We start from the raw sequence: 18,805 nt of genomic DNA, 5'->3' as shown, positions 1-18,805 counted from the left end.
GTGCTCAGTATGCTGAGCATCTCGCTCGAGCCCAGGGGAGGACGCGTGCGCAGGACACGCAGTACGGCTGACGGCACGCACGCGCCCGCGCGCGTCGGGCTGGCCCCGGACGCCCCGGCGACGCGGCTCGTCCTGCCCGCGACCGCCGGCGCCGACGACCTGGCCGACCGCGTCGAGCAGGGCCTGGCCGAGGTGCGGCTGCTGCTGGTCGACGAGGTCGAACGGCGCCGGTCCCGTGCCCGCGAGCTGGCGGCCGAGCACGCGGCGCTCTGGCGGGCGGTGGGCGACCAGATCGGCGGACGGCTCATGCGCCCGCGTCTGACGCTGGCTGCCTACCTGGGTCTCGGCGGCACGGACGTGGCCGCCGCGACGCCCGTCGCGGCGGCGCAGGAGATGCTGCACACGGCCATGCTCGTGCACGACGACGTGCTCGATCACGACGACACCCGCCGTGGACGCCCCAACGTGACCGGCAGCGCGCGGCGGCGGCTCGCGGCGAACGGCGTCACCGGCCCGGCCGCGGAGGCCCCGGTGCTCGCCGCCGGCCTGCTGGGCGGCGACGTCGCGCTCGCTGCCGCGTTCGAGCTCGTCGCCGCCGCGCCCGCGCCCGCGGAGGTGCGCCTGCGGGTCGTGCAGGACCTCGCCCGCGCGGTCGACACGACGGTGGCCGGGGAGCTCCTCGACGTGACCGGCAGCCTGCACGGCCCGACCGCGGTGGACGCGCTGCGGGTCGCCGAGCTCAAGACCGCCGTGTACTCCTGCTGCACACCGCTCGCCGCCGGGGCGCTCCTCGCGGGGGCGGACGACAGCGTGCTCGGTGTGCTCGACCGGTTCGGCACCGCGTTCGGGGTGGCCTTCCAGCTGCTGGACGACGAGCTCGGCGTGTTCGGGGACCCGGCTGTCACGGGCAAGTCGACCCTCTCCGACCTGCGCGAGGGCAAGCGCACCGAGCTGCTGCGCCTCGCCTACCTCCGCGCGGACGCCGCCGACCGCGCGGTGCTGGACGCCACCGTCGGCCGGCCGGACCTCACCGACGCGGAGGCCCGCCGCGTCCGCGAGGTCATGGTGCGGTCCGGTGCCCTGGACGAGGCGCGACTGGTCCGCGCCGACGCGCTGCGGACCGCCACCACGACCGCCGACGAGGGGCTCCCGGGGGCGCTCGCCGCGTACCTCGGGTCGCTCGTGGCGGTCGTCGCGGGGACGACCCCGTGACCGCGACGCCGGGTGCCGGCGTCCGTGCGGAGTCGGCCGCGCTCTACGACCGCACCGCCGCGCGGGCCAGCCGTGCCGTGCTCGCCGGCTACTCGACGTCGTTCGGCCTCGGCACGCGGCTGCTCGGCCCGCGCGCCCGCCGGGACATCGAGGCGGTGTACGCGCTGGTGCGCATCGCCGACGAGGTCGTCGACACCCGGGGCGGCCCGGACGCCGCGGCCCTGCTGGACGAGCTGGAGGCGCAGACCGGCCGGGCCCTCGGGTCCGGGTGGTCGACGAACCTCGTCGTGCACGCGTTCGCCCGCACCGCGCGCCGCGTCGGCATCGGGCACGCCGAGGTCGACCCCTTCTTCGCGTCCATGCGCGCCGACCTCACCGTGCGGGTGCACGACCGCGCGTCCTACGAGCGGTACGTGTACGGCTCCGCCGAGGTCGTCGGGCTCATGTGCCTGCAGGTGTTCCTCAACACCGACCGGCGTCCCGGAGAGGCGGTCCGCCGTCCCGACGACGCGACCGTGGCCGGCGCCCGGGCGCTGGGCGCGGCGTTCCAGAAGATCAACTTCCTGCGCGACCTCGGGGCCGACGCCGGCGAGCTCGGCCGGTGCTACTTCCCGGGCGTCCCGGCGACCGGCCCCACCGACGCGCAGCTCGGGGAGATCCTCGAGGAGATCGGCGACGACCTGGTGCGCGCCCGCGCGGCGCTGCCGCGCCTGCCGCGCCGGCCCCGGGCGGCCGTCGCCGCGACGCTCGCGCTGTACGACCGGCTGCTCGCCGAGCTCGCCGCGACCCCGCCCGAGCGGGTGCTGGCGTCGCGGGTGCGGGTGAGCACGCCGCGCAAGGTCGCGGTGCTGGTGCGGACGCTCGCGGCGCAGGCGGCGGACGCGGTACCGGGCCGGGGGACCGCCTCGGCGGGGACCGCGCCCGCGGACGGGACGACGACGGGCGCACCCGCGCCTGCGGCGAGGGACGACGGAGGTGCGGCGTGACGGGTCGGGTGGTCGTGGTCGGCGGCGGGATCGGCGGCCTGGCCGCCGCGGCCCTGCTCGCCCGGGGCGGGGCGCAGGTGACGCTGCTCGAGCGCCACGACCGGGTCGGGGGCCGCACGGGCACGCGGGAGGTCGACGGCTTCCGGTTCGACACCGGCCCGTCGTGGTACTTCATGCCCGAGGTGTTCGCGCACTTCTTCGCCCTGCTCGGCGAGCGCGTCGAGGACCACGTCGACCTGGTCCGGCTGGACCCGGCGTACCGGCTGTTCCCCGAGCCCGACCCGGCGCTCGGCCCGGACGCGCCGTCCGAGCCGTTCGAGGTCACCGCCGACCCCGAGCAGAACTGGGCCACCTTCGATCGGCTCGAGCCCGGCGCCGGCGACGCCCTGCGCCGGTACACGGAGCAGTCGACCGAGGCGTACCGGACCGCGCTGGACCACTTCCTCTACACGACGTTCGAGCGGCCGGACCGCGCGGTCACGGCGGACGTCGCCCGGCGCGCGGGCACGCTCGCCTCGCTGCTGACCCAGTCGCTCGCGCAGAAGGTCGCGCGCACCACCGACCACCCCGTGCTGCGGCAGGTGCTCGGCTACCACGCGGTGTTCCTGGGCTCGTCGCCGTACCGGGTACCGGCGCTGTACTCCCTCATGAGCCACCTCGACCTCGTCGACGGCGTGCAGTACCCGCGCGGCGGCATGTACACCGTCATCGAGGCGATAGAGCGGCTCGCGGTCGCGCAGGGCGTCACCATCCGCACCGGCGCGGAGGTCGTCGGGGTCGAGGTCGACCCGGCGGCGCGCAGCGTCCGGCACCCCCGCCGCACCGGCACGGCACGCGGCGTCCGGCTCGCGGACGGGGAGCTCGTGCCCGCCGACGTCGTGGTGTCCGGGGCGGACCTGTTCCACACCGAGACGGCGCTGCTGCCGCCCGAGCACCGCACGCTGCCGGAGTCCTGGTGGGAGGACCGCGCGCCGGGGATCTCCTCCCTGCTGGTGATGGCCGGCGTCCGGGGCGAGCTCCCGGAGCTCGCGCACCACTCGCTGTTCTTCACGCGCGACTGGCCCGGGAACTTCGACGCCATCCTCGGGCCGACGGTGCGGCCCGTGCCGGTGGACCGGCTCCACGTCCCGGAGACGGCGTCGCTGTACGTGTCGCGGACCACGGCGACCGACCCCGGTGCCGCCCCGCCCGGGCACGAGAACCTCTTCGTGCTGGTGCCCTTCCCCGCGGACCCGTCGATCGGCGCGGGCCCGGACGGGCCGGCGGAGCTCGACGCGTACGCGGACCGGTTCCTGGACCAGGTCGCGCGCTGGGCGGGCATCCCCGGCCTGCGGGACCGCGTGGTGACCCGGCGCGTCGTCGGGCCCGCGGACTTCGCGCGCGACTTCTCCGCCTGGCGCGGGACGGCCCTCGGCATGGAACACACCCTGGGTCAGAGCGCGATGTTCCGCCCCGGGGACCGCTCCCCGCGGGTGCCCAACCTGCTGCACGTCGGGGGCGGTACCGTGCCCGGCGTGGGGCTCCCGATGTGCCTGATCAGCGCCGAGCTGGTCGCCAAGCGCCTGCTCGGCGAGACCTCCCCGCGCCCGCTGCCCACCCCGCTGCGCCGGGGCTTCCTCGCCGCGGCCCGACCGCGCGGCACGTGGGCGGCCGTGCTCGCGGGCGAGGAGCCCGAGCCGGACGGATGCGAGCCGGCGGGGGCCCGGTGACCGTCCTCACCGGGTTCGCCTACCTCGGCGCGCTGCTCCTGTCGCTCGGTGGGCTCGCGCTGATCGACCGGAGGTTCCGGCTCGCGTTCTGGTCGCATCCGCGCCGCACCGCGCTCTGCCTCGCGGCCGGGGTCGCGGGGTTCCTGCTGTGGGACGTCGCCGGGCTGCTGCTCGGCATCTTCTCCCGGGGCGAGAGCCCCCACATGACCGGGCTGCTGCTCGCCCCGGACCTGCCCGTCGAGGAGGCCGTGTTCCTCACGCTGCTCTGCTACGTCGCCCTCCTGGGGTGGCGCTGGCTCGACCGGCAGTCCGCGCTGCGCGAGCGGTTCCGGGGCGAGGAGGCCGCTCCGTGACCAACATCGTGCTCAACGTCCTCGTGCTGCTGACGCTCGCGGCGGTGTCCTGGCGCGTGCTGCGGCGCATGCGCACGGGCGCGCTGGTCTGGACGGCCCTGCACCTGTGCCTGCTGACCATGGTGTTCGACACCGTGATGATCGCGGCCGACCTCTACGTCTTCGACGAGGACAAGATCCTCGGCGTGTACCTCTGGGGAGCGCCGCTGGAGGACTTCGCGTACGCGATCGCGGCGGCGCTGGCGATGCCGGTGCTGTGGACCGTGCTCGAGGGCCGGGAGGCGCGGCGGGTCGGCGCGGGTCCGACCGCGGCGCCGGGGGAGGGCGCGTGAGGGAGGTGCTCGCGGCCTCGCGGCCGTTCTCGTGGGTCAACACCGCGTACCCGTTCGCGGCCGGCTACCTGCTGGCGACCGGGGGCCGCGTCGACGCGACGTTCGTCGTCGGCACGCTGTTCTTCCTCGTCCCGTACAACCTGCTGATGTACGGCGTGAACGACGTCTTCGACTACGCCTCCGACCTGCGCAACCCGCGCAAGGGCGGCATCGAGGGCGCCCTGGTCGACCCGGCGGCCGCCCGGGCGGTGCACCGCCGGATCCTGTGGGCGTCCGGGCTGTCGGTGCTGCCGTTCCTCGTCTGGCTGCTGGCCGTCGGCTCCGTGGCCGCCGCCGTGACCCTGCTGGTCGTGGTCTTCCTGGTCGTCGCCTACTCCGCGCCGGTGCTGCGGTTCAAGGAGCGCCCGGTGCTGGACTCGGCGACCTCCGCGATGCACTTCGTCGGGCCGCTGCTGTACGCGCTCGTGCTGGTGGGCGCCGACCTCGGGTCGCGCTCGGTGTGGCCCGTGCTGGCGGCGTTCGTGCTGTGGGGCATGGCGTCGCACGCGTTCGGGGCGGTGCAGGACGTGCGGGCGGACCGCGAGGGCGGCATCGGGTCCGTCGCCACCGTGCTCGGGGCGCACGCGACGGTCGTCGGGGCGACGGCGGCGTACGTGCTGGCGGCGGCCGTGCTGCTCGCGCTGCCGTGGCCCGGCTGGCTCGCCGCCGTGCTGCCGCTGCCCTACGCGGCCAACGCGGCGCGGTTCTGGGCGGTGCGGGACGACGACTGCGAGCGGGCGAACGCCGGCTGGCGGGTGTTCCTCTGGCTCAACCTCGTGGTCGGGTTCCTCGTGACGATGCTGCTGATCGCGGTGGCGCTCACGGGCTGACGGCGTCGGTCACGCCCGGCAACGGGCCCGGGGACTCGGGCAGGTCCGCCTCCGCGTCGAACGCCGGCGCGTGCAGCAGCGTCACCGTGGCCCAGCCGCGCAGCAGCAGGCCGGCGTCCGTGTCCTGCTCCCGCGAGGCCTGGTGCTCCGAGAACGTCAGCATCAGGTTGCCGTGCTCCACCTCGTGCACCCGCGCCTGGACGGCGCCGAACGCCGCCAGGGGTGCCCGGCGCAGACCGCGGACCTCGCCGGCGGGGCGGTCGGGCACGTTGAGGTTGACCACCCGGTCGGGCAGGTGCGGGCGGTCCCGCATCCACTCCAGCACGTGGCGCGCGTACAGGCCGGCGGTGCTCCAGTGCTGCGGCCGGGCGTCCGCCAGGGAGACGGCCATCCCGCGGATGCCGTGCGTGGCGGCGGACAGGGCCGCCCCCACCGTCCCGGAGTGCAGCACGGCGTGCCCGGTGTTCGCGCCGCGGTTGACCCCGGACAGCACCAGGTCGGGCTTCGGGCCGAAGCCGCCGTGCGCCGCGACGAACGCGATCATCCCCGGGGCCGCGCGCACCGCGAACGACGCCACCCCGCCCGGCAGGCCGGGGGCGTCCTGCCGGTCCACCACGAGCCGGCCGTCCCGCTCGGCGCCCAGCAGCGCCGCGCTCGCGCCGCTCGAGTCCCGCGCGGGTGCCGCGACCACCACCTCGTCCGCCCCGGCGTCCAGCGCGACCCGCGCCAGCACGGCCAGCCCCGGGGACTCGATCCCGTCGTCGTTCGTCACCAGCACCCGCACGGCCGCTCCCTCCTCAGTCGATCTCGCGGACCGTGATCTGCTCCGCGAACCGCTCGATCTGCTCCCGGTGGCCCGTCCCCAGCCCGCGCCGTGTGACGTTCAGGGCCCCCGCCGCAGCGCCGAGCCGGGCGGCCTCCGTGAGCCGCAGCCCGCGTCCGACACCGACGGCCGTGCCCGCGGTCATCGAGTCGCCCGCCCCGCGGTGGTCCACGGTGGTGACCGACGGGGGCACGATCTCCGCGACGCCCTCCGGCGTCACCAGCAACGCCGGCTCCGCGGCGCGCGACACCAGCATCGCGCCGACCTGCCCGGCCGGCACGCCGTCCGCGTCGTGGCCGTCCGGGGGTGCCGGTGCCTCGCGCAGCAGCCGCCGGGCGCCCGCGCGCAGCGACGCCACGGAGTCGTCCACGGCGAGCCCCGCCTCGACCAGCTCCTCGTGCGACATCTTCAGCACGTCGGCCCCGGCCTCCGCCGCGGCGACGGCGGCCTTCCCGGACAGGTCCGCCACCGTGCGCACCCCCGCCGCCCGCAGGTCCCCGACCAGCCGGCCGAAGAACGACGGGGGCAGCAGCGGCGTCGGGTAGGCGCCGGTGACGACGCACACGTCCGCGTCGAGCGCCTCCACCAGGACGGTGCCGTAGAGGTCGTCGAGCTCGTGGCGGTCCAGGCGGGCCGGCGGCATGAACGCCAGCTCGGCGCGCTCGCCACCGCGGCGGTCGTGCAGGTACGCGCCGTTCCCGCCGGCGTACGAGACCCGGCGCACCCGCAGGTTCTCGACCTCCGCCAGGTGGCCCAGGACGGTGCCGACCTCGCCGCCGAACGGCCCGCAGACCACCACGTCGGCACCCAGCGAGTACGCCATCCTCGCCACCCAGAGGCCCTGGCCGCCCGGGTGCACGTGGATCTCGGGTGTGGCGTCGTCGGAGCCGTTCTCGAGCGTGACGGTGAGGATCGGCGTGGGTGCGAGCACGCACACGCGCGGGTTGCGGCTGGTCGGCACGGCACTCCTCCGGGCGTCCTGGGGATCCCATGCTGACGTGCGCGGACACGGCCCGCACGTCCGGGACGCGCCCCCACGGGTGGCTGCTGCGGGCCCCGCTGGGGTGTGCAGGTCGTGCGCAGGCTCCGCGCCGGCCGCCCGCTGCGGTGGAGGGCCCCGGGGTGAGCGTGGTCGGATGGGCGCCGTGATCCCTGCAGCCGTCGAGTCCGAGACCGCCGACACCGCCCGCGACGTCCTCGTCCCGGTGCTGTCCGTCGCCGGCGCCGTCGTCGCCGCCCTGCTGGTGGCCGTCGTCATCGGCGCCCTGGTGCGCTCCGTCGCCAAGAAGTCCGTCATCGCCGCCGACCTGGCCCGGCGGTCCAAGCACGCCCTGCGGGCCGTGCTCGTCGTGATCGCGACCTGGATCGCCCTGCGGGTGTCCGTGCCGGACGGCACCTGGGAGTCCTCCGGCTGGATGCGGCTCACCGGGCACGTCCTGCTCATCGCGCTGATCGTCGCCGTCACCTGGCTGGTCGGCACCCTCGCGTTCGTCGTCGAGGACGCCGCGCTGTCCCGCTACCGGGTCGACGTGAAGGACAACCGCCACGCCCGCCGCGTCCGCACGCAGATCCAGCTGCTGCGCCGCATCACCGTCGCGGTGCTCGTCATCGTCGCGACCGCGGCCGTGCTGCTCACGTTCCCGGGGGTGTCCGCGTTCGGGGCGAGCCTGCTGGCGTCCGCCGGGGTGCTGTCGATCGTCGCGGGCCTCGCGGCGCAGAGCAGCCTCGCGAACGTGTTCGCCGGCCTGCAGCTCGCCTTCACCGACGCGATCCGGGTCGACGACGTCGTGATCGTCGAGGACGAGTGGGGCCGCATCGAGGAGATCACGCTGACCTACGTCGTCGTGCACGTCTGGGACGACCGCCGGCTGATCCTGCCGTCGACCTACTTCACGCAGACCCCGTTCGAGAACTGGACCCGCCGCGCGGCCGAGCTGCTGGGGACCGTCGAGATCGACGTCGACTGGCAGGTGCCCGTCGACGACCTGCGCGCCGAGCTCAACCGCCTGCTGGCCGCGACCGACCTGTGGGACCACCGCGTCGGCGTGCTGCAGGTCACCGACGCCGTCAACGGGGTGGTGCGGTTGCGGGCGCTGGCCAGCGCCGCCGACGCCCCGACGCTGTTCGACCTGCGCTGCTACCTGCGCGAGGGGCTCGTGGCGTACCTGCAGCGGTCCGCCCCGCAGGGCCTGCCCCGCACCCGCATCGAGACGACCCGTGGTGCCGAGGTGCCCGTCGGCGACCGGCCGCGCGCGCAGCTCGAGGAGGGCCCGGGTCCCCTCGCCGCGGCTCCCGAGGGCGGTCAGCAGGACGCCCGCCTGTTCACCGGGAGCGTCGAGGCGCTGGAGCGTTCGCGGTCGTTCGCCGGCCCCGGGCAGGACGTGATCGCCGAGCGGGAGGAGCACGCCGCCGAGGCGCGCGCGCAGGAGGAGGCGCCCGCGGGGCGGACGTCCGGCGGCAGGACCGTGGGCGTCGTCGCGGCGCCCGGGACGGCGGCGGTGCCCGCCGCGACTCCGCCGGCCGGGGACGTGCCGGACGGGTCGGACGACCGCGCACCGCAGGCACCGGCGGGCACGGTCCCGGAGGCCGTGGAGCCTGCCCGTTCGGAGGCTCCGACGGGGTCGGGCGCTCCGGCCGGCGCCGTGGCGCGCGACGAGGAGCCGGTCCGTTCGGAGGCTCCGACGGGGTCGGGCGCGCTGACCGGCGCGGCCGTGGACGACGCCGCCCGGCCCGCGCCCCCGCCCGCGTCGGGCTCCCGTGCGGAGGCGGGCGCGGACGCGCCGGACCCGTCGGCGACACCGGCAGACGCCCGGGAGCCGGGCACGGAGGTCCGCGTGCCGCGGACGGACGAGACCCAGCTCATCGACCCGGCTGGGCCAGGCACGATGGTGCTGCCGGCCGTCGGGGAGGACGCACCCGGACCGGCCGACCAGGACCGGTCGGCCGGTGAGGGCGCCGCCCAGCCCCCGACCCGACGGTCGGTCCGCAGCGCCCCGCGCGACCCGCGCTGACGCCCTCCGCGGCCTCGCGGGCCGTGACCGAGAGTCCAGGACACGCCGGGGCGCGGCCGGGAACCCGGGCGAGTCCTGGACTCTCGGCGGGCATGCGGGGCTGTGGGCGCGCATGCGGGGTTGTGGGCGCGGGCTTGCGCGCGCGGGCGCGGGCTTGGGTGCGTGGGTGGGGCTTGGGTGCGCGGGCGGGGCTGGGGTGCGTGGGCGCGTAGCATCCCTGCCGGTCGCGCCGCTGTCCACCGGGCTCCGCGCAGCGGACACCCGTGGTCTTGCCCAGCGGACGCCGGGTTGCAGCGGGTCCGGATCCTGTCGACGGTGGATGGGACCGATGGCCGGTTCGCCCCTGGTGTCCCGGCCGCCACCGGCAACGAGAGGAGCCCCTGTGCTCACCTTGACCGACAACGCCAGCACCGCCGTCCGCGACCTGACCACCCGTGCCGGGCTGCCCGACTCGGGTGGCCTGCGGATCGCCGAGTCGCAGCAGCAGCTCGGATCGTTCGAGCTGGCCCTCGTCCCGGAGGCCGTGCCGGGGGACGAGGTCATCGCCTCCGACGGTGCCACCGTGTTCGTCCCGCCGGAGACGGCGACCGCGCTCGCGGACCTCACGCTCGACGCGGACCCCTCCGCGGCCGGCAGCCCGGGTTTCACGCTGGCGCCGCAGGCCTGAAGCCCCCCGGACGGCGACGAGGGCTCGCGCAGCCGCTGGTGCGGATGTGCGAGCCCTCGTCGTGCCGGGTGCCGTGCCGTGCGGTGTCCCACCGTGCGGCCGGTGCCCGGCACGGCCCGGCGGTGGTCTCCCACCAGCGCCGGGCCGGGTCGGTGCCCCCTGGGGGGCGGACGCTCAGGCGCGAGCGCCCCGGCGTCCGGTCAGGGCGCCGTAGATCAGCAGGACGATGATCGAACCGCCGATCGCGAGGAGCCAGGTCTGCAGGGACCAGAACTCCTCGAGCGGGGCGTCGAACAGGACGCTGCCGAGCCAGCCGCCCAGCAGGGCGCCGACGACGCCGAGCAGCAGCGTGACGAACCACCCTCCGGCCTGACGGCCCGGGAGGATCGCCTTGGCGATCGCGCCGGCGATCAAGCCGAGCAGCAGAAATGCGAAGAATCCCATCGGACACCTCCAGGTGACGTGGTGCGGTCGGAGACGACCGTCGCACGCCTGGCGGCGTCCCGCATCCGGAAGCGCTGCTCAGCTGCAGGTGGGGGGAGCGTCAGGCGGCCGGAACCAGGTCGAAGGCGTTGCCCTCCGGGTCGGTCAGGCTGACCCACCGGGCCGTCCCGCCGACGGTGCCGACCCGCCGGGCGCCGAGGCGTACGAGACGCTCCGACTCGCGCTCGAGGTCGGTGGTGACGAGGTCGAGGTGCAGGGTGTTGCGGACGACGCCGCCGGGCTGGACGCGCTCGAAGGCGAGCCGGGGCGCGCCGGTGTCGGCGGTCACCTCGGCGCGCTCGGGGCTGGCGCCGGGCGCGACGTCCCGGCCGAGGGCGGCGGCCCAGAACAGCGCGACGGCGTGCGCGTCGTAGGCGTCGAAGGTGAGTCCGCGGAAGGTGCTGGCCATGGGGTGCCTCCATCGAGCGGGGCGGTCGTGTGGGTCCGGGGCGCGGCGGCTGCCGCGGGCCGGGGCGGGGTCGCGCGGCGTCGACGCATCGGCGGGGGCGGCGTACCCTGGGATAGAAACGGAGGGACCTCTCGTTTCCTCCGGAACCTTAACCGGAGGGCCCTCCGGTTCGCAAGAGGGGATTCGCCGTGACCACCGCACCCGCCGCCAAGCCGCTGCGCGCCGACGCCGCGCGCAACCGCGCCCGGCTGCTCGCCGTCGCGGCGGAGGCGCTCGCGGAGGACCCGGACACGCCGCTCGAGTCGATCGCCCAGCGCGCCGGCGTCGGCATCGGCACGCTGTACCGCCACTTCCCGGAGCGGGGCGCGCTGGTCGAGGCCGCGTACCGCCAGGAGGTCACCGCGCTGTGCGACGCGGCGCCCGCGCTGCTCGGGCAGGACCGCCCCGCCGCGGACGCCCTGCGCGAGTGGATGGCGAGGTTCGTGCGCTACGCGGCGACCAAGCGGGGGATGGGCGCCGCACTGCGCACCGCGGTCGGGTCGGACTCGTCGCTGTTCGCCGAGACGCGGACACGCATCATCGCGGCGCTCGACGTGCTGCTCGACGCGGGTCGCGCGGACGGCTCCGTCCGCGGGGACGTCGACGGCGAGCAGGTGATGCTCGCGATGGGCTGCGTGTGGAACGTCCCCGACTCCGACCGGTGGGCCGAGCGCGTGCGCGGCCTGCTGGACCTCGTGGTCGACGGCCTGCGCTACGGCGCGGGGGACGCCGCGCGCTGAGGGCGCGCCACCCCGCCGACGCCGACCACCGGCCACCCCGCTGCGGGCGCCGGAGGTGCACCCGACCCGGGTGGTGGCGTCAGCCGCCCGCGGCGCGGACGACGACGGCGAGGACCGCGCCGGCGGCGTCCGCCACCCACGCGGTCCTCGTGGTCCGGTGCCGGCCGGCCCCCGGACGTCGTCCGGTCCCGATCAGGCGCGGGCCGGTCCGGTGGTGCGGTCGCGGTCGCGGCGCGGCCACAGGGCGATCGCGAGCCCGGCGAGCGCCGACACCACGTGCAGGCCGTTGTCGGCGCCGTTGATGTTGAGGATGTTCGCGTCGGGGTTGTTCGCGACGATCAGCCCGTAGACGAACGTCGCGCCGTAGCCGACGAACAGCAGCCAGCCGTAGGTCCGTGCGCGGGACGCGGTGGACCACAGGGCGATGCCGGCCAGGCCGATGATGATGTGCACGATGTTGTGCAGCGGGTTGACCGCGAAGCCGACGAGCGTCTGCGAGTGGTCGTGCTCGGTGAAGCCGTCGAACCCGGTGACGAGGAACCCGGCGAGGCCGACCACCAGGTACACGATGCCGATCACCAGCGCGAGCCACTGGTGCGGTTGGCGCTCGGCGGTCGCTGCGGTGCCGGCCGGGGAGGATGCAGTCATGTCGGACTCCTTCGCGCGTCCCGGCGGCGCGGCTGGCCGGCGTCGTCGAGGATCGCGTGCAGTGTCGGGGCGCCTGGTCTCGACGCGGATCGAGCTGGTCCAGCATCACCCGGGCCCCGGGGGGTCGCATCCCGACGGACCCGGGACCCGGGCGCGGGGGTGGGGCCGCTCGCCGTGCGGACGGCGCCCGGCCGGGTGATGCTCGACGGCGACGCCCCTGACGCCAACCACCCCGGGAGCCGCGATGTCCTCCGACGAGAGCCCCGCCCTGCGTGCCGTCCGCCGGCTGGAGCAGGCGACCGGCGTGGACGCCGCCGTCGACCGGCTGCAGCCTGCCGTCCTGTCCGCGCTGCGCGCGGCCCCCGGGGTCGCGCGCCTGCTGCACGGCGTGCCGCTCGGCCACGCGGCGCACCCGCTGCTGACGGACCTGCCGATCGGGTTCTGGGTGAGCTCGACGGTGCTGGACCTGGCGGGCGGCCGGGGGTTGCACCGCGCCGCGGACCGGCTGCTCGGGCTCGGTGTCCTGTCCGCCGTGCCCGCATCGGTCACGGGTGTCGCGGACTGGGCCGTCTCGGACCGGCGCGCGCAGCGGGTCGGCGCCGCGCACGCCGCGCTGAACAACGTCGCCCTCGGGCTGTACGGCGCCTCGTGGCTCCTCCGGCGGCGGGGGCGCCGCGGGCTGGGCGTCGCGGTGGCGCTCGGGGCGGGTGGGGTGCTGGGCGCCTCCGGCTACCTGGGCGGGCACATGGTGTCCCGGCTCGGAGCGCCGCCGCGCACCGCGTCGGGTCCCGCGGAGCCGGCGACCGACAGGGTCCTGGGCGGGCTGCGCGCCGTGGAGGACTGACCAGGGTCGGACACCGCGCGTCCCTCGCGGGCCGCGCGGTCAGGTGGGGCGGCCGATCCCGTCCGCCGCCGCCAGCGTGCGGGCGAGCACGGCGGTGAGCGTCCCCGGTGCGCCGGCTCGCGCCCAGTCGCGCAGCGCGACGGCGAGGCCCGTGAGCGCGAGCGCGGCGGCGAGCTCGGCGGTCGCGTCGGGCGTCCCGCGCTCTCGCAGCGCCCGGACGACCGCGGCGGTCAGCCCGGCGTTCTTGGCCAGGTCCCGCTCCTGGAGCTCCGGGTGGGACGCGATCACCCGCTGCCGCCGGACGACGCCGTCGGGGTTCTCCTGGATCCGGGCAGCGGCGGCGTGGGCGGCCGCCGCGGCGGCGTCCCACGGCGTCGCGCCCGGTGGCGCCCCGGCGACGGCGGCCGCGAGCAGCTCCTGGTACTCCGGGCCGCCGCCGAACAGCACCTCGCGCTTGTCGGTGAAGTGCCGGAAGAACGTCCGCTCGGTGAGCCCGGCGGCCTCGGCGATCTGCGCGGTCGTCGTCTGCTCGTAGCCGTGGCTGTCGAACAGCTCCAGGGCGGCGCGCGCCAGTCTCCCGCGCGCGTCCGGCTCCCAGCGTCCCACCGGTGCAGCATACGCGATGACAGTCGCTGACATCAGGGAGTACGGTGACGGCAGTCGCTGACATCACTCGGCGACCTCACCCAGGAGGACCCCATGAAGATCTTCGTCACCGGCGCCTCGGGCCACATCGGCTCCGCCGTCGTCCCGCTGCTCCAGGCCGCCGGGCACGAGGTGCTCGGCCTCGCGCGCTCCGACGCCTCGGCCGCCGTGCTCGAGGCGCGCGGTGTCGACGTGCTGCGCGCCGGCCTCGCCGACCTCGACGCCCTGCGGGGTGCCGCGGCCGGGTCGGACGGCGTGGTGCACCTCGCCTTCGTCCACGACTTCGCCGACTTCGACGGCGCGGTGGTCACCGACCGGGCCGCCGTCGAGGCCATGTCCTCGGTGCTGGTCGGCACCGGGCGCCCGTTCGTCTCCGCCGCGGGGACGCCGGTCGTCCCCGGCCGGGTCGCCACGGAGGGGGACCTCCCGGCCGTCGGCGGCGCGCTCGGGGCCCGTGCCGAGACAGGGCGCGCGCTGCTCGCGCTGGCCGACCAGGGCGTGCGCAGCTCGCTGGTCGGCCTGCCGCGGACTGTCCACGACGACCACGGGAACGGCGGGTTCGCCGCCGGTCTCGCCGCGATCGCCCGGCAGGCCGGCGTCTCCGGCTACGTCGGCGACGGGTCCGCGCGCTGGCCCGCCGTGCACGTGGACGACGCGGCGGCCGTCTTCGTGCTCGCCCTCGAGCAGGCGCCGGGCGGCAGCGTGCTGCACGCCGTGGGGGAGGAGGGTGTCACCCTGCTCGACACCGCCACCGCCATCGGCCGGGCGCTGGACGTGCCGGTGGAGTCCGTCGAGCCGGAGCGGCTCGGGTTCCTCGGGGCGCTCGCCGGGATCGACCAGCCCGCGTCGGCGGCCCTCACGCGGGAGCGTTACGGGTGGGAGCCGACCGGGCTCGGGCTGCTGGCGTCGCTGGCGGGTCTCGCGCGGGCCTGACGCCGCCGGCCGGGCGGTCGCTGCGGGTGGGGCGCCGCGGACGACCGCCCGGCCCGCCGGTCAGCGGGAGGAGTCGCTCCGCGCCGCGTAGGCCCGGAGGAACGCCTCCGCCCCGTCCGTCATGATCCGCTCCACGTGGGCGGCGTCCGCGCGCCGGCGCGGGGGCTCGTTCAGCACCCGCAGGATCGTGAGCGCCTGGAAGTGGGCGGCGGCGAGCAGCGGGTCGTCCGTGTCGAGCAGGCCGCGGCCGGCGAGCCGGCCGAGCGCCTCGGCGAGCACCTGGTCGTGCGCCTGCTCGAGCGGGTGGTCCACGAGCTCGGGCAGCAGCGGCTCGTTCTCGGCGATCAGCCGCGCGGCCGCGAGGTAGTCGGTGGACTGCAGCAGGCCGCGGCCGAGCGCCACCGCGAGCCCCTCCGTCGCCACGCGCAGGTCGGCCGGCGTCGTGACGGCGTCGTCGGCGAGGTGCCGGTCCACCAGCTCGCGCAGCGTCGCGAGCGCGGACTCGCCGGCGTCCTCGATGACGCCGAGCAGCAGCCGGTGCTTGTCGCCGTAGTAGTCGTAGACCGTCCGCTTGGACACCCCGGCGCGCGCGGCGACGGCGTCCATGCTCGTGCGCTCGACGCCGGACTCCACGAACAGCGACCGCGCCGCGGTGAGGATCGCCGCCCGCTTGTGCGCCTGCCCCGCGCGCAGCGGCTTGCGCTCCTGCAGCTCCGTCACCGGTCCTCCTCGCTCTCTGCCTCGCGATGCTACACCGCCCCGTGCAGCAACTACACCACACGGTGTAGTGTGGCGACATGCCAGCCGCGACCCCGCCCCTGCTCCAGGCCCACGCGCTCGTGAAGCGCTACGGGGCCGTCACCGCCGTCGACGGGCTGTCCTTCGAGGTCAGGCCCGGCGTCGTCACCGGGTTCCTCGGGCCCAACGGCGCCGGCAAGTCCACGACGCTCCGCATGTTCCTGGGCCTGGACCGCCCGACCAGCGGCGCGGCGACCGTCGGCGGTCTGCGGCTGGCCGAGACGCCGCACCCGATGCGCGTCGTCGGCGCCATGCTCGACGCCCGGGCCGTCCACCCCCGCCGCACGGCCGCCGACCACCTCGCGTCCGTCGCCCGCGCCGGCGACGTGCCCCGCCGGCGCGTCGCCGAGACCCTCGAGCTCGTCGGGCTCACCGGGGCCGCGCACCGCGCCGCCGGCGACTTCTCCCTCGGGATGAAGCAGCGCCTCGGCATCGCGGCCGCCCTGATCGGGGACCCCGGCGTCGTCATCTTCGACGAGCCGCTCAACGGCCTCGACCCCGAGGGCATCCGCTGGGCCCGCTCGCTCATGCGCGACCTCGCCGCGGAGGGACGCACCGTCCTGTTCTCCAGCCACCTCATGGGGGAGATGGAGCTCACCGCGGACCACCTCGTCGTCATCCACCACGGGCGCCTGCTCGCGGACCAGCGGCTCGCGGCGTTCATCGCCGACCACACCACCGAGCGCGTCCGCGTCCGCACCCCGCAGTGGGACGCGCTGCGGACGGCGCTCACCCGCGTGGGGCTGGACGCCACCGCCCACCCCGACGCCCCGGACCGCCTGGAGGTCCCCGGGGTGACCACCGACCGCGTCGGGCAGGTCGCCGCCGCCGCGGGGATCGGGCTGTCCGAGCTCACCGACGTCCGCGACTCCCTCGAGGACGTCTTCCTCACCATGACCGCCCCCGGGAACGAGGCCGCCTGACATGAACCTGCTCGCCTCCGAGTGGATCAAGACCCGCACCGTCCGCAGCACCTGGGTGCTCGCCGCCGCCACCGTCGTGACCACGCTCGTCGTCAGCCTGCTCGGCATCAGCGGGCTGCTCGCGGACTGGCAGACCGACCTGCCCGCCGACTTCGACCCCGTCGCGGTCGGACTCAAGGGCATCCTCGTCGGGCAGATCCTCGTCGCCACCCTCGGCGCCCAGACGATGACCAGCGAGTACGCCACCGGGCAGATCACCGCCAGCCTCACGATCGCGCCGCGGCGCGGCCTGCTGCTCGCGTCGAAGGCGGCCGTGACCGTGCTGGTCGCGCTCGCCACCGCCGTCGTCACCGTCGCCGTGAGCGTCGGGGCGAGCCAGGGTGCGCTCGCGGCCGCCGGCCTGCCGACCGCCGACCTCACCGACGCCGCGGCGCTGCGGGCGCTCGCCTGCGCCGTCGGCTACCTGGTGCTCACCGCGGTGCTCGGCCTGGCGTTCGGGACGATCACGCGCAGCTCGTCGGGCGCCCTCGCGATCGTCGTCGCCGTCGCGCTGCTCGTCCCGGCGCTCGCCCCCGGGCTGCCGGGCGTGCTCGGCGACCTCGCGGGGACGTACTGGCCGACCACCGCCGGCCAGGCGTCGTACACGCTCGACGGGGTCGGGTCGGTCACGCCGCTCGTCGGGATCGGCGTCATGGCGGTGTTCACGGTGTGGACGACGCTCGCCGCGCACCTGACGCTGCGGACCCGGGACGCCTGACGCGGTGCGCGGCGCCTCCCGACGCCCGCCGACCCGCGGCGGCCGCGGCCGGGTCGTGCGGACCGGGAGCGCTCAGCCGCCGCGTGCAGCCCGGGCCACCGAGGCCAGCCGGGGCTCGATCGACTCGGCCATGAGGGCGACCTCCCGGTCGGCCACGTGGTTCCGGCGGGCGGCGTCACGCCAGCCGGACAGTGCGTCGGCGACGCGCCCGAGCCGGTCGCGGGCCCGGGCTGCGGACAGGCTGCACTCGCCGGCCAGCGCGAGCAGCCCCTCCGCCTCGTCCGGGGGTGCGTCGGCTCCCATGATCGACGTGGAGCGGCGTCGGAACGGGTCGGGGGTGGGGTTCACGTCGAAGGCCGGGCTGAGCGTCCAGGACCCGTGGTCGGCGAGGAAGCCGTGGTTCCGCAGGTGGTCGTCCGTGTTCCCGAGCGCGACGCTCACGGCGACCCGGTCGAACAGCTCGTGGTGGTCCGCCCGGAGCGCGAACGACAGGTCGCGCATGGCCGCGGCGATGTCGGCGTAGTCCCGCTGCTCGCCGTCGAGGGAGCCGGTGGCCGTCATCGCGCTGATGTACCCGACGCGGTCGCCGGACCCCGTGCGGTCGAACCGGCGGAGCAGCAGGACGCTCCGGCCTCCCACACGGGTGAGCCGGCGCGGTGGCGTGCGGACCCCTGCGCTCTCGAGGAGGTCGAGCGCGGTCGCCTCCCACGCCATGACGTCCCACTGGTCGGAATCGTGCGGGAACTTCGCGATGGCGAGGCTGCCGTCGTCGAGGCGGACCGAGGCCTTCGGGCGGGCCCCGCCGAGTCCGGTGGTCCCCGTGTCGAGGAGCTGCTTGACGGCGGACGCGGGGTCGTCGTCCGAGGAGAGCTCGTCGGCGGCGCGCAGCAGCGTCGGCAGCGAGATGAGCCGGGGCACGGTCGCCGGCTTCCCCAGGAACTCCTGGTGCCCGGGGAGGCGGAAGCGCAGGGCGCCCTGGCGGGTGTCGTCGCTCACGCCGAGCAGGAAGTCCAGGTCGTCCAGCGTCCGGGGCGCGCGGCCCTCGTCCCGGGCCCGAGCTCGCTCGGCCTTCATGACGAGGTTGCGTCCCCAGCGGTCGGGGGCGCTGTCGGCGAAGGCCCGCACGAGCCCGGTCTGGTGCTGGGCGCCGGACACCAGTGGCAGAGCGGGGTCGATCGGAGTCCCGTCGCCGGAGAGGTAGGCCGGGTCGTAGAGGAACGTCGTCGAGAGCCGACCGGCGCTCCGCGTGACGTGCGCCTGCCCGACCGGTCGCGGGCCGTGCGCGCCGTCGACCAGGACCTCGACGGTGGTCACCGCGCGCGCTGCTTCGTCAGGCGATCCGCGCGCAGGCGCCCGAGGTCGCTGCCGAGCGGGTCGATCGCGTCCACCGCCTGGTCGAGCACGCCGAGAGCGCGGAGGACCTGCGCGACGTTGCCGAACCCGACGGTGGGATCGCCGCTCTCCACCTTCCGCAGCGTGTCACGGGTGATGCCCGCGCGCTCCGACACCTGCTGGGCCGTGAGGCCGAGGACCAGGCGCCACCCCCGGACGTGCGCGCCGAAGTCGGCGAGCTGTCGATCGATCCTGTAGGCCGACATGGTGCCCCTCTCCGGCGACCACAGTA

General features: G+C 76.3%; 22 protein-coding genes. 13 read left to right on the top strand and 9 right to left on the bottom strand.

From position 1 onward, the window contains the following. The first annotated feature begins 9 nt into the window (after positions 1 to 9). From K5O09_RS15715 to K5O09_RS15690, 6 genes are read left to right on the top strand one after another with little or no spacing between them, the layout of a single operon-like run. A complete protein-coding gene (locus K5O09_RS15715) occupies positions 10 to 1,212 on the top strand; it encodes a polyprenyl synthetase family protein (protein WP_222170383.1) in 1,203 nt (400 codons plus the stop codon). Next, positions 1,209 to 2,198 carry a phytoene/squalene synthase family protein gene (locus K5O09_RS15710; RefSeq protein ID WP_222170382.1) on the top strand — a complete coding sequence of 330 codons (990 nt, stop codon included), beginning with the start codon at positions 1,209 to 1,211 and terminating at the stop codon, positions 2,196 to 2,198. The genes K5O09_RS15715 and K5O09_RS15710 overlap by 4 nt, the downstream gene beginning before the upstream one ends. After that, on the top strand, positions 2,195 to 3,907 hold the full coding sequence (gene crtI / locus K5O09_RS15705; RefSeq protein WP_222170381.1) for a phytoene desaturase family protein: 1,713 nt from the start codon (positions 2,195 to 2,197) through the stop codon (positions 3,905 to 3,907). Before K5O09_RS15710 ends, crtI begins: the two co-directional genes overlap by 4 nt. Next, entirely contained in the window at positions 3,904 to 4,260 is a 357-nt protein-coding gene (locus K5O09_RS15700; protein ID WP_255595734.1) for a lycopene cyclase domain-containing protein, read from the top strand. Before crtI ends, K5O09_RS15700 begins: the two co-directional genes overlap by 4 nt. Further along, positions 4,257 to 4,592 (top strand): lycopene cyclase domain-containing protein, encoded by a 336-nt coding sequence (locus K5O09_RS15695; protein ID WP_222170379.1) that lies wholly within the window; start codon positions 4,257 to 4,259, stop codon positions 4,590 to 4,592. Before K5O09_RS15700 ends, K5O09_RS15695 begins: the two co-directional genes overlap by 4 nt. Then, positions 4,589 to 5,461 carry a prenyltransferase gene (locus K5O09_RS15690; protein WP_222170378.1) on the top strand — a complete coding sequence of 291 codons (873 nt, stop codon included), beginning with the start codon at positions 4,589 to 4,591 and terminating at the stop codon, positions 5,459 to 5,461. Before K5O09_RS15695 ends, K5O09_RS15690 begins: the two co-directional genes overlap by 4 nt. Here the strand turns inward: K5O09_RS15690 and surE are convergent. After that, positions 5,451 to 6,245: a 5'/3'-nucleotidase SurE gene (gene surE, locus K5O09_RS15685; RefSeq protein ID WP_222170377.1), complete on the bottom strand. Its 795-nt coding sequence runs from the start codon at positions 6,243 to 6,245 to the stop codon at positions 5,451 to 5,453. The genes K5O09_RS15690 and surE overlap by 11 nt on opposite strands. Before the next feature lie 13 nt (positions 6,246 to 6,258). Further along, positions 6,259 to 7,245, bottom strand: coding sequence for a PfkB family carbohydrate kinase (locus K5O09_RS15680; RefSeq protein ID WP_255595731.1), 987 nt, complete (start codon positions 7,243 to 7,245; stop codon positions 6,259 to 6,261). Positions 7,246 to 7,429: 184 nt separating this feature from the next. On the opposite strand from K5O09_RS15680, the gene K5O09_RS15675 reads away from it, so the two are divergent. After that, entirely contained in the window at positions 7,430 to 9,295 is a 1,866-nt protein-coding gene (locus K5O09_RS15675; protein ID WP_222172911.1) for a mechanosensitive ion channel domain-containing protein, read from the top strand. A gap of 382 nt (positions 9,296 to 9,677) precedes the next feature. Continuing rightward, positions 9,678 to 9,962: an adhesin gene (locus K5O09_RS15670; RefSeq protein WP_222170375.1), complete on the top strand. Its 285-nt coding sequence runs from the start codon at positions 9,678 to 9,680 to the stop codon at positions 9,960 to 9,962. A 174-nt stretch (positions 9,963 to 10,136) separates the two neighbouring features. Here K5O09_RS15670 and K5O09_RS15665 read toward each other — a convergent pair whose 3' ends face one another. After that, complete coding sequence (locus K5O09_RS15665) at positions 10,137 to 10,406, bottom strand: GlsB/YeaQ/YmgE family stress response membrane protein (RefSeq protein WP_222170374.1); 270 nt, start codon at positions 10,404 to 10,406, stop codon at positions 10,137 to 10,139. Between the two features lie 100 nt (positions 10,407 to 10,506). Further along, a complete protein-coding gene (locus tag K5O09_RS15660) occupies positions 10,507 to 10,854 on the bottom strand; it encodes a VOC family protein (protein ID WP_222170373.1) in 348 nt (115 codons plus the stop codon). Positions 10,855 to 11,042: 188 nt separating this feature from the next. Between K5O09_RS15660 and K5O09_RS15655 the strand changes: the two genes are divergently transcribed. After that, entirely contained in the window at positions 11,043 to 11,633 is a 591-nt protein-coding gene (locus K5O09_RS15655) for a TetR/AcrR family transcriptional regulator (protein ID WP_222170372.1), read from the top strand. A 192-nt stretch (positions 11,634 to 11,825) separates the two neighbouring features. On the opposite strand, the gene K5O09_RS15650 is transcribed toward K5O09_RS15655, so the two are convergent. Further along, complete coding sequence (locus K5O09_RS15650) at positions 11,826 to 12,281, bottom strand: DUF4383 domain-containing protein (RefSeq protein ID WP_222170371.1); 456 nt, start codon at positions 12,279 to 12,281, stop codon at positions 11,826 to 11,828. 244 nt (positions 12,282 to 12,525) lie between these two features. Here K5O09_RS15650 and K5O09_RS15645 point away from each other — a divergent pair, with 244 nt between their 5' ends. Then, complete coding sequence (locus K5O09_RS15645; RefSeq protein ID WP_222170370.1) at positions 12,526 to 13,125, top strand: DUF2231 domain-containing protein; 600 nt, start codon at positions 12,526 to 12,528, stop codon at positions 13,123 to 13,125. 39 nt (positions 13,126 to 13,164) lie between these two features. On the opposite strand, the gene K5O09_RS15640 is transcribed toward K5O09_RS15645, so the two are convergent. Next, on the bottom strand, positions 13,165 to 13,731 hold the full coding sequence (locus tag K5O09_RS15640; protein ID WP_222170369.1) for a TetR/AcrR family transcriptional regulator: 567 nt from the start codon (positions 13,729 to 13,731) through the stop codon (positions 13,165 to 13,167). A 93-nt stretch (positions 13,732 to 13,824) separates the two neighbouring features. Here K5O09_RS15640 and K5O09_RS15635 point away from each other — a divergent pair, with 93 nt between their 5' ends. Beyond that, positions 13,825 to 14,703 (top strand): SDR family oxidoreductase, encoded by an 879-nt coding sequence (locus K5O09_RS15635; RefSeq protein ID WP_222170368.1) that lies wholly within the window; start codon positions 13,825 to 13,827, stop codon positions 14,701 to 14,703. A 60-nt stretch (positions 14,704 to 14,763) separates the two neighbouring features. Here K5O09_RS15635 and K5O09_RS15630 read toward each other — a convergent pair whose 3' ends face one another. Beyond that, a complete protein-coding gene (locus K5O09_RS15630) occupies positions 14,764 to 15,423 on the bottom strand; it encodes a TetR/AcrR family transcriptional regulator (protein WP_222170367.1) in 660 nt (219 codons plus the stop codon). 77 nt (positions 15,424 to 15,500) lie between these two features. Here K5O09_RS15630 and K5O09_RS15625 point away from each other — a divergent pair, with 77 nt between their 5' ends. After that, a complete protein-coding gene (locus K5O09_RS15625; protein ID WP_222170366.1) occupies positions 15,501 to 16,424 on the top strand; it encodes an ABC transporter ATP-binding protein in 924 nt (307 codons plus the stop codon). A 1-nt stretch (position 16,425) separates the two neighbouring features. Continuing rightward, on the top strand, positions 16,426 to 17,181 hold the full coding sequence (locus K5O09_RS15620; RefSeq protein WP_222170365.1) for an ABC transporter permease: 756 nt from the start codon (positions 16,426 to 16,428) through the stop codon (positions 17,179 to 17,181). A 72-nt stretch (positions 17,182 to 17,253) separates the two neighbouring features. On the opposite strand, the gene K5O09_RS15615 is transcribed toward K5O09_RS15620, so the two are convergent. Both K5O09_RS15615 and K5O09_RS15610 read right to left on the bottom strand, forming a co-directional pair. Beyond that, the gene (locus K5O09_RS15615) at positions 17,254 to 18,495 is read right to left on the bottom strand and encodes a type II toxin-antitoxin system HipA family toxin (RefSeq protein ID WP_222170364.1); all 1,242 of its coding nucleotides are present in this window, start codon (positions 18,493 to 18,495) and stop codon (positions 17,254 to 17,256) included. Continuing rightward, positions 18,492 to 18,779 (bottom strand): helix-turn-helix domain-containing protein, encoded by a 288-nt coding sequence (locus K5O09_RS15610; RefSeq protein WP_222170363.1) that lies wholly within the window; start codon positions 18,777 to 18,779, stop codon positions 18,492 to 18,494. The genes K5O09_RS15615 and K5O09_RS15610 overlap by 4 nt, the downstream gene beginning before the upstream one ends. Positions 18,780 to 18,805 lie beyond the last annotated feature (26 nt).

The organism is Cellulomonas sp. C5510 (genome assembly GCF_019797765.1).
Classification (GTDB): Bacteria; Actinomycetota; Actinomycetes; order Actinomycetales; family Cellulomonadaceae; genus Cellulomonas.
This window is presented reverse-complemented; position numbering and strand designations above follow the sequence as displayed.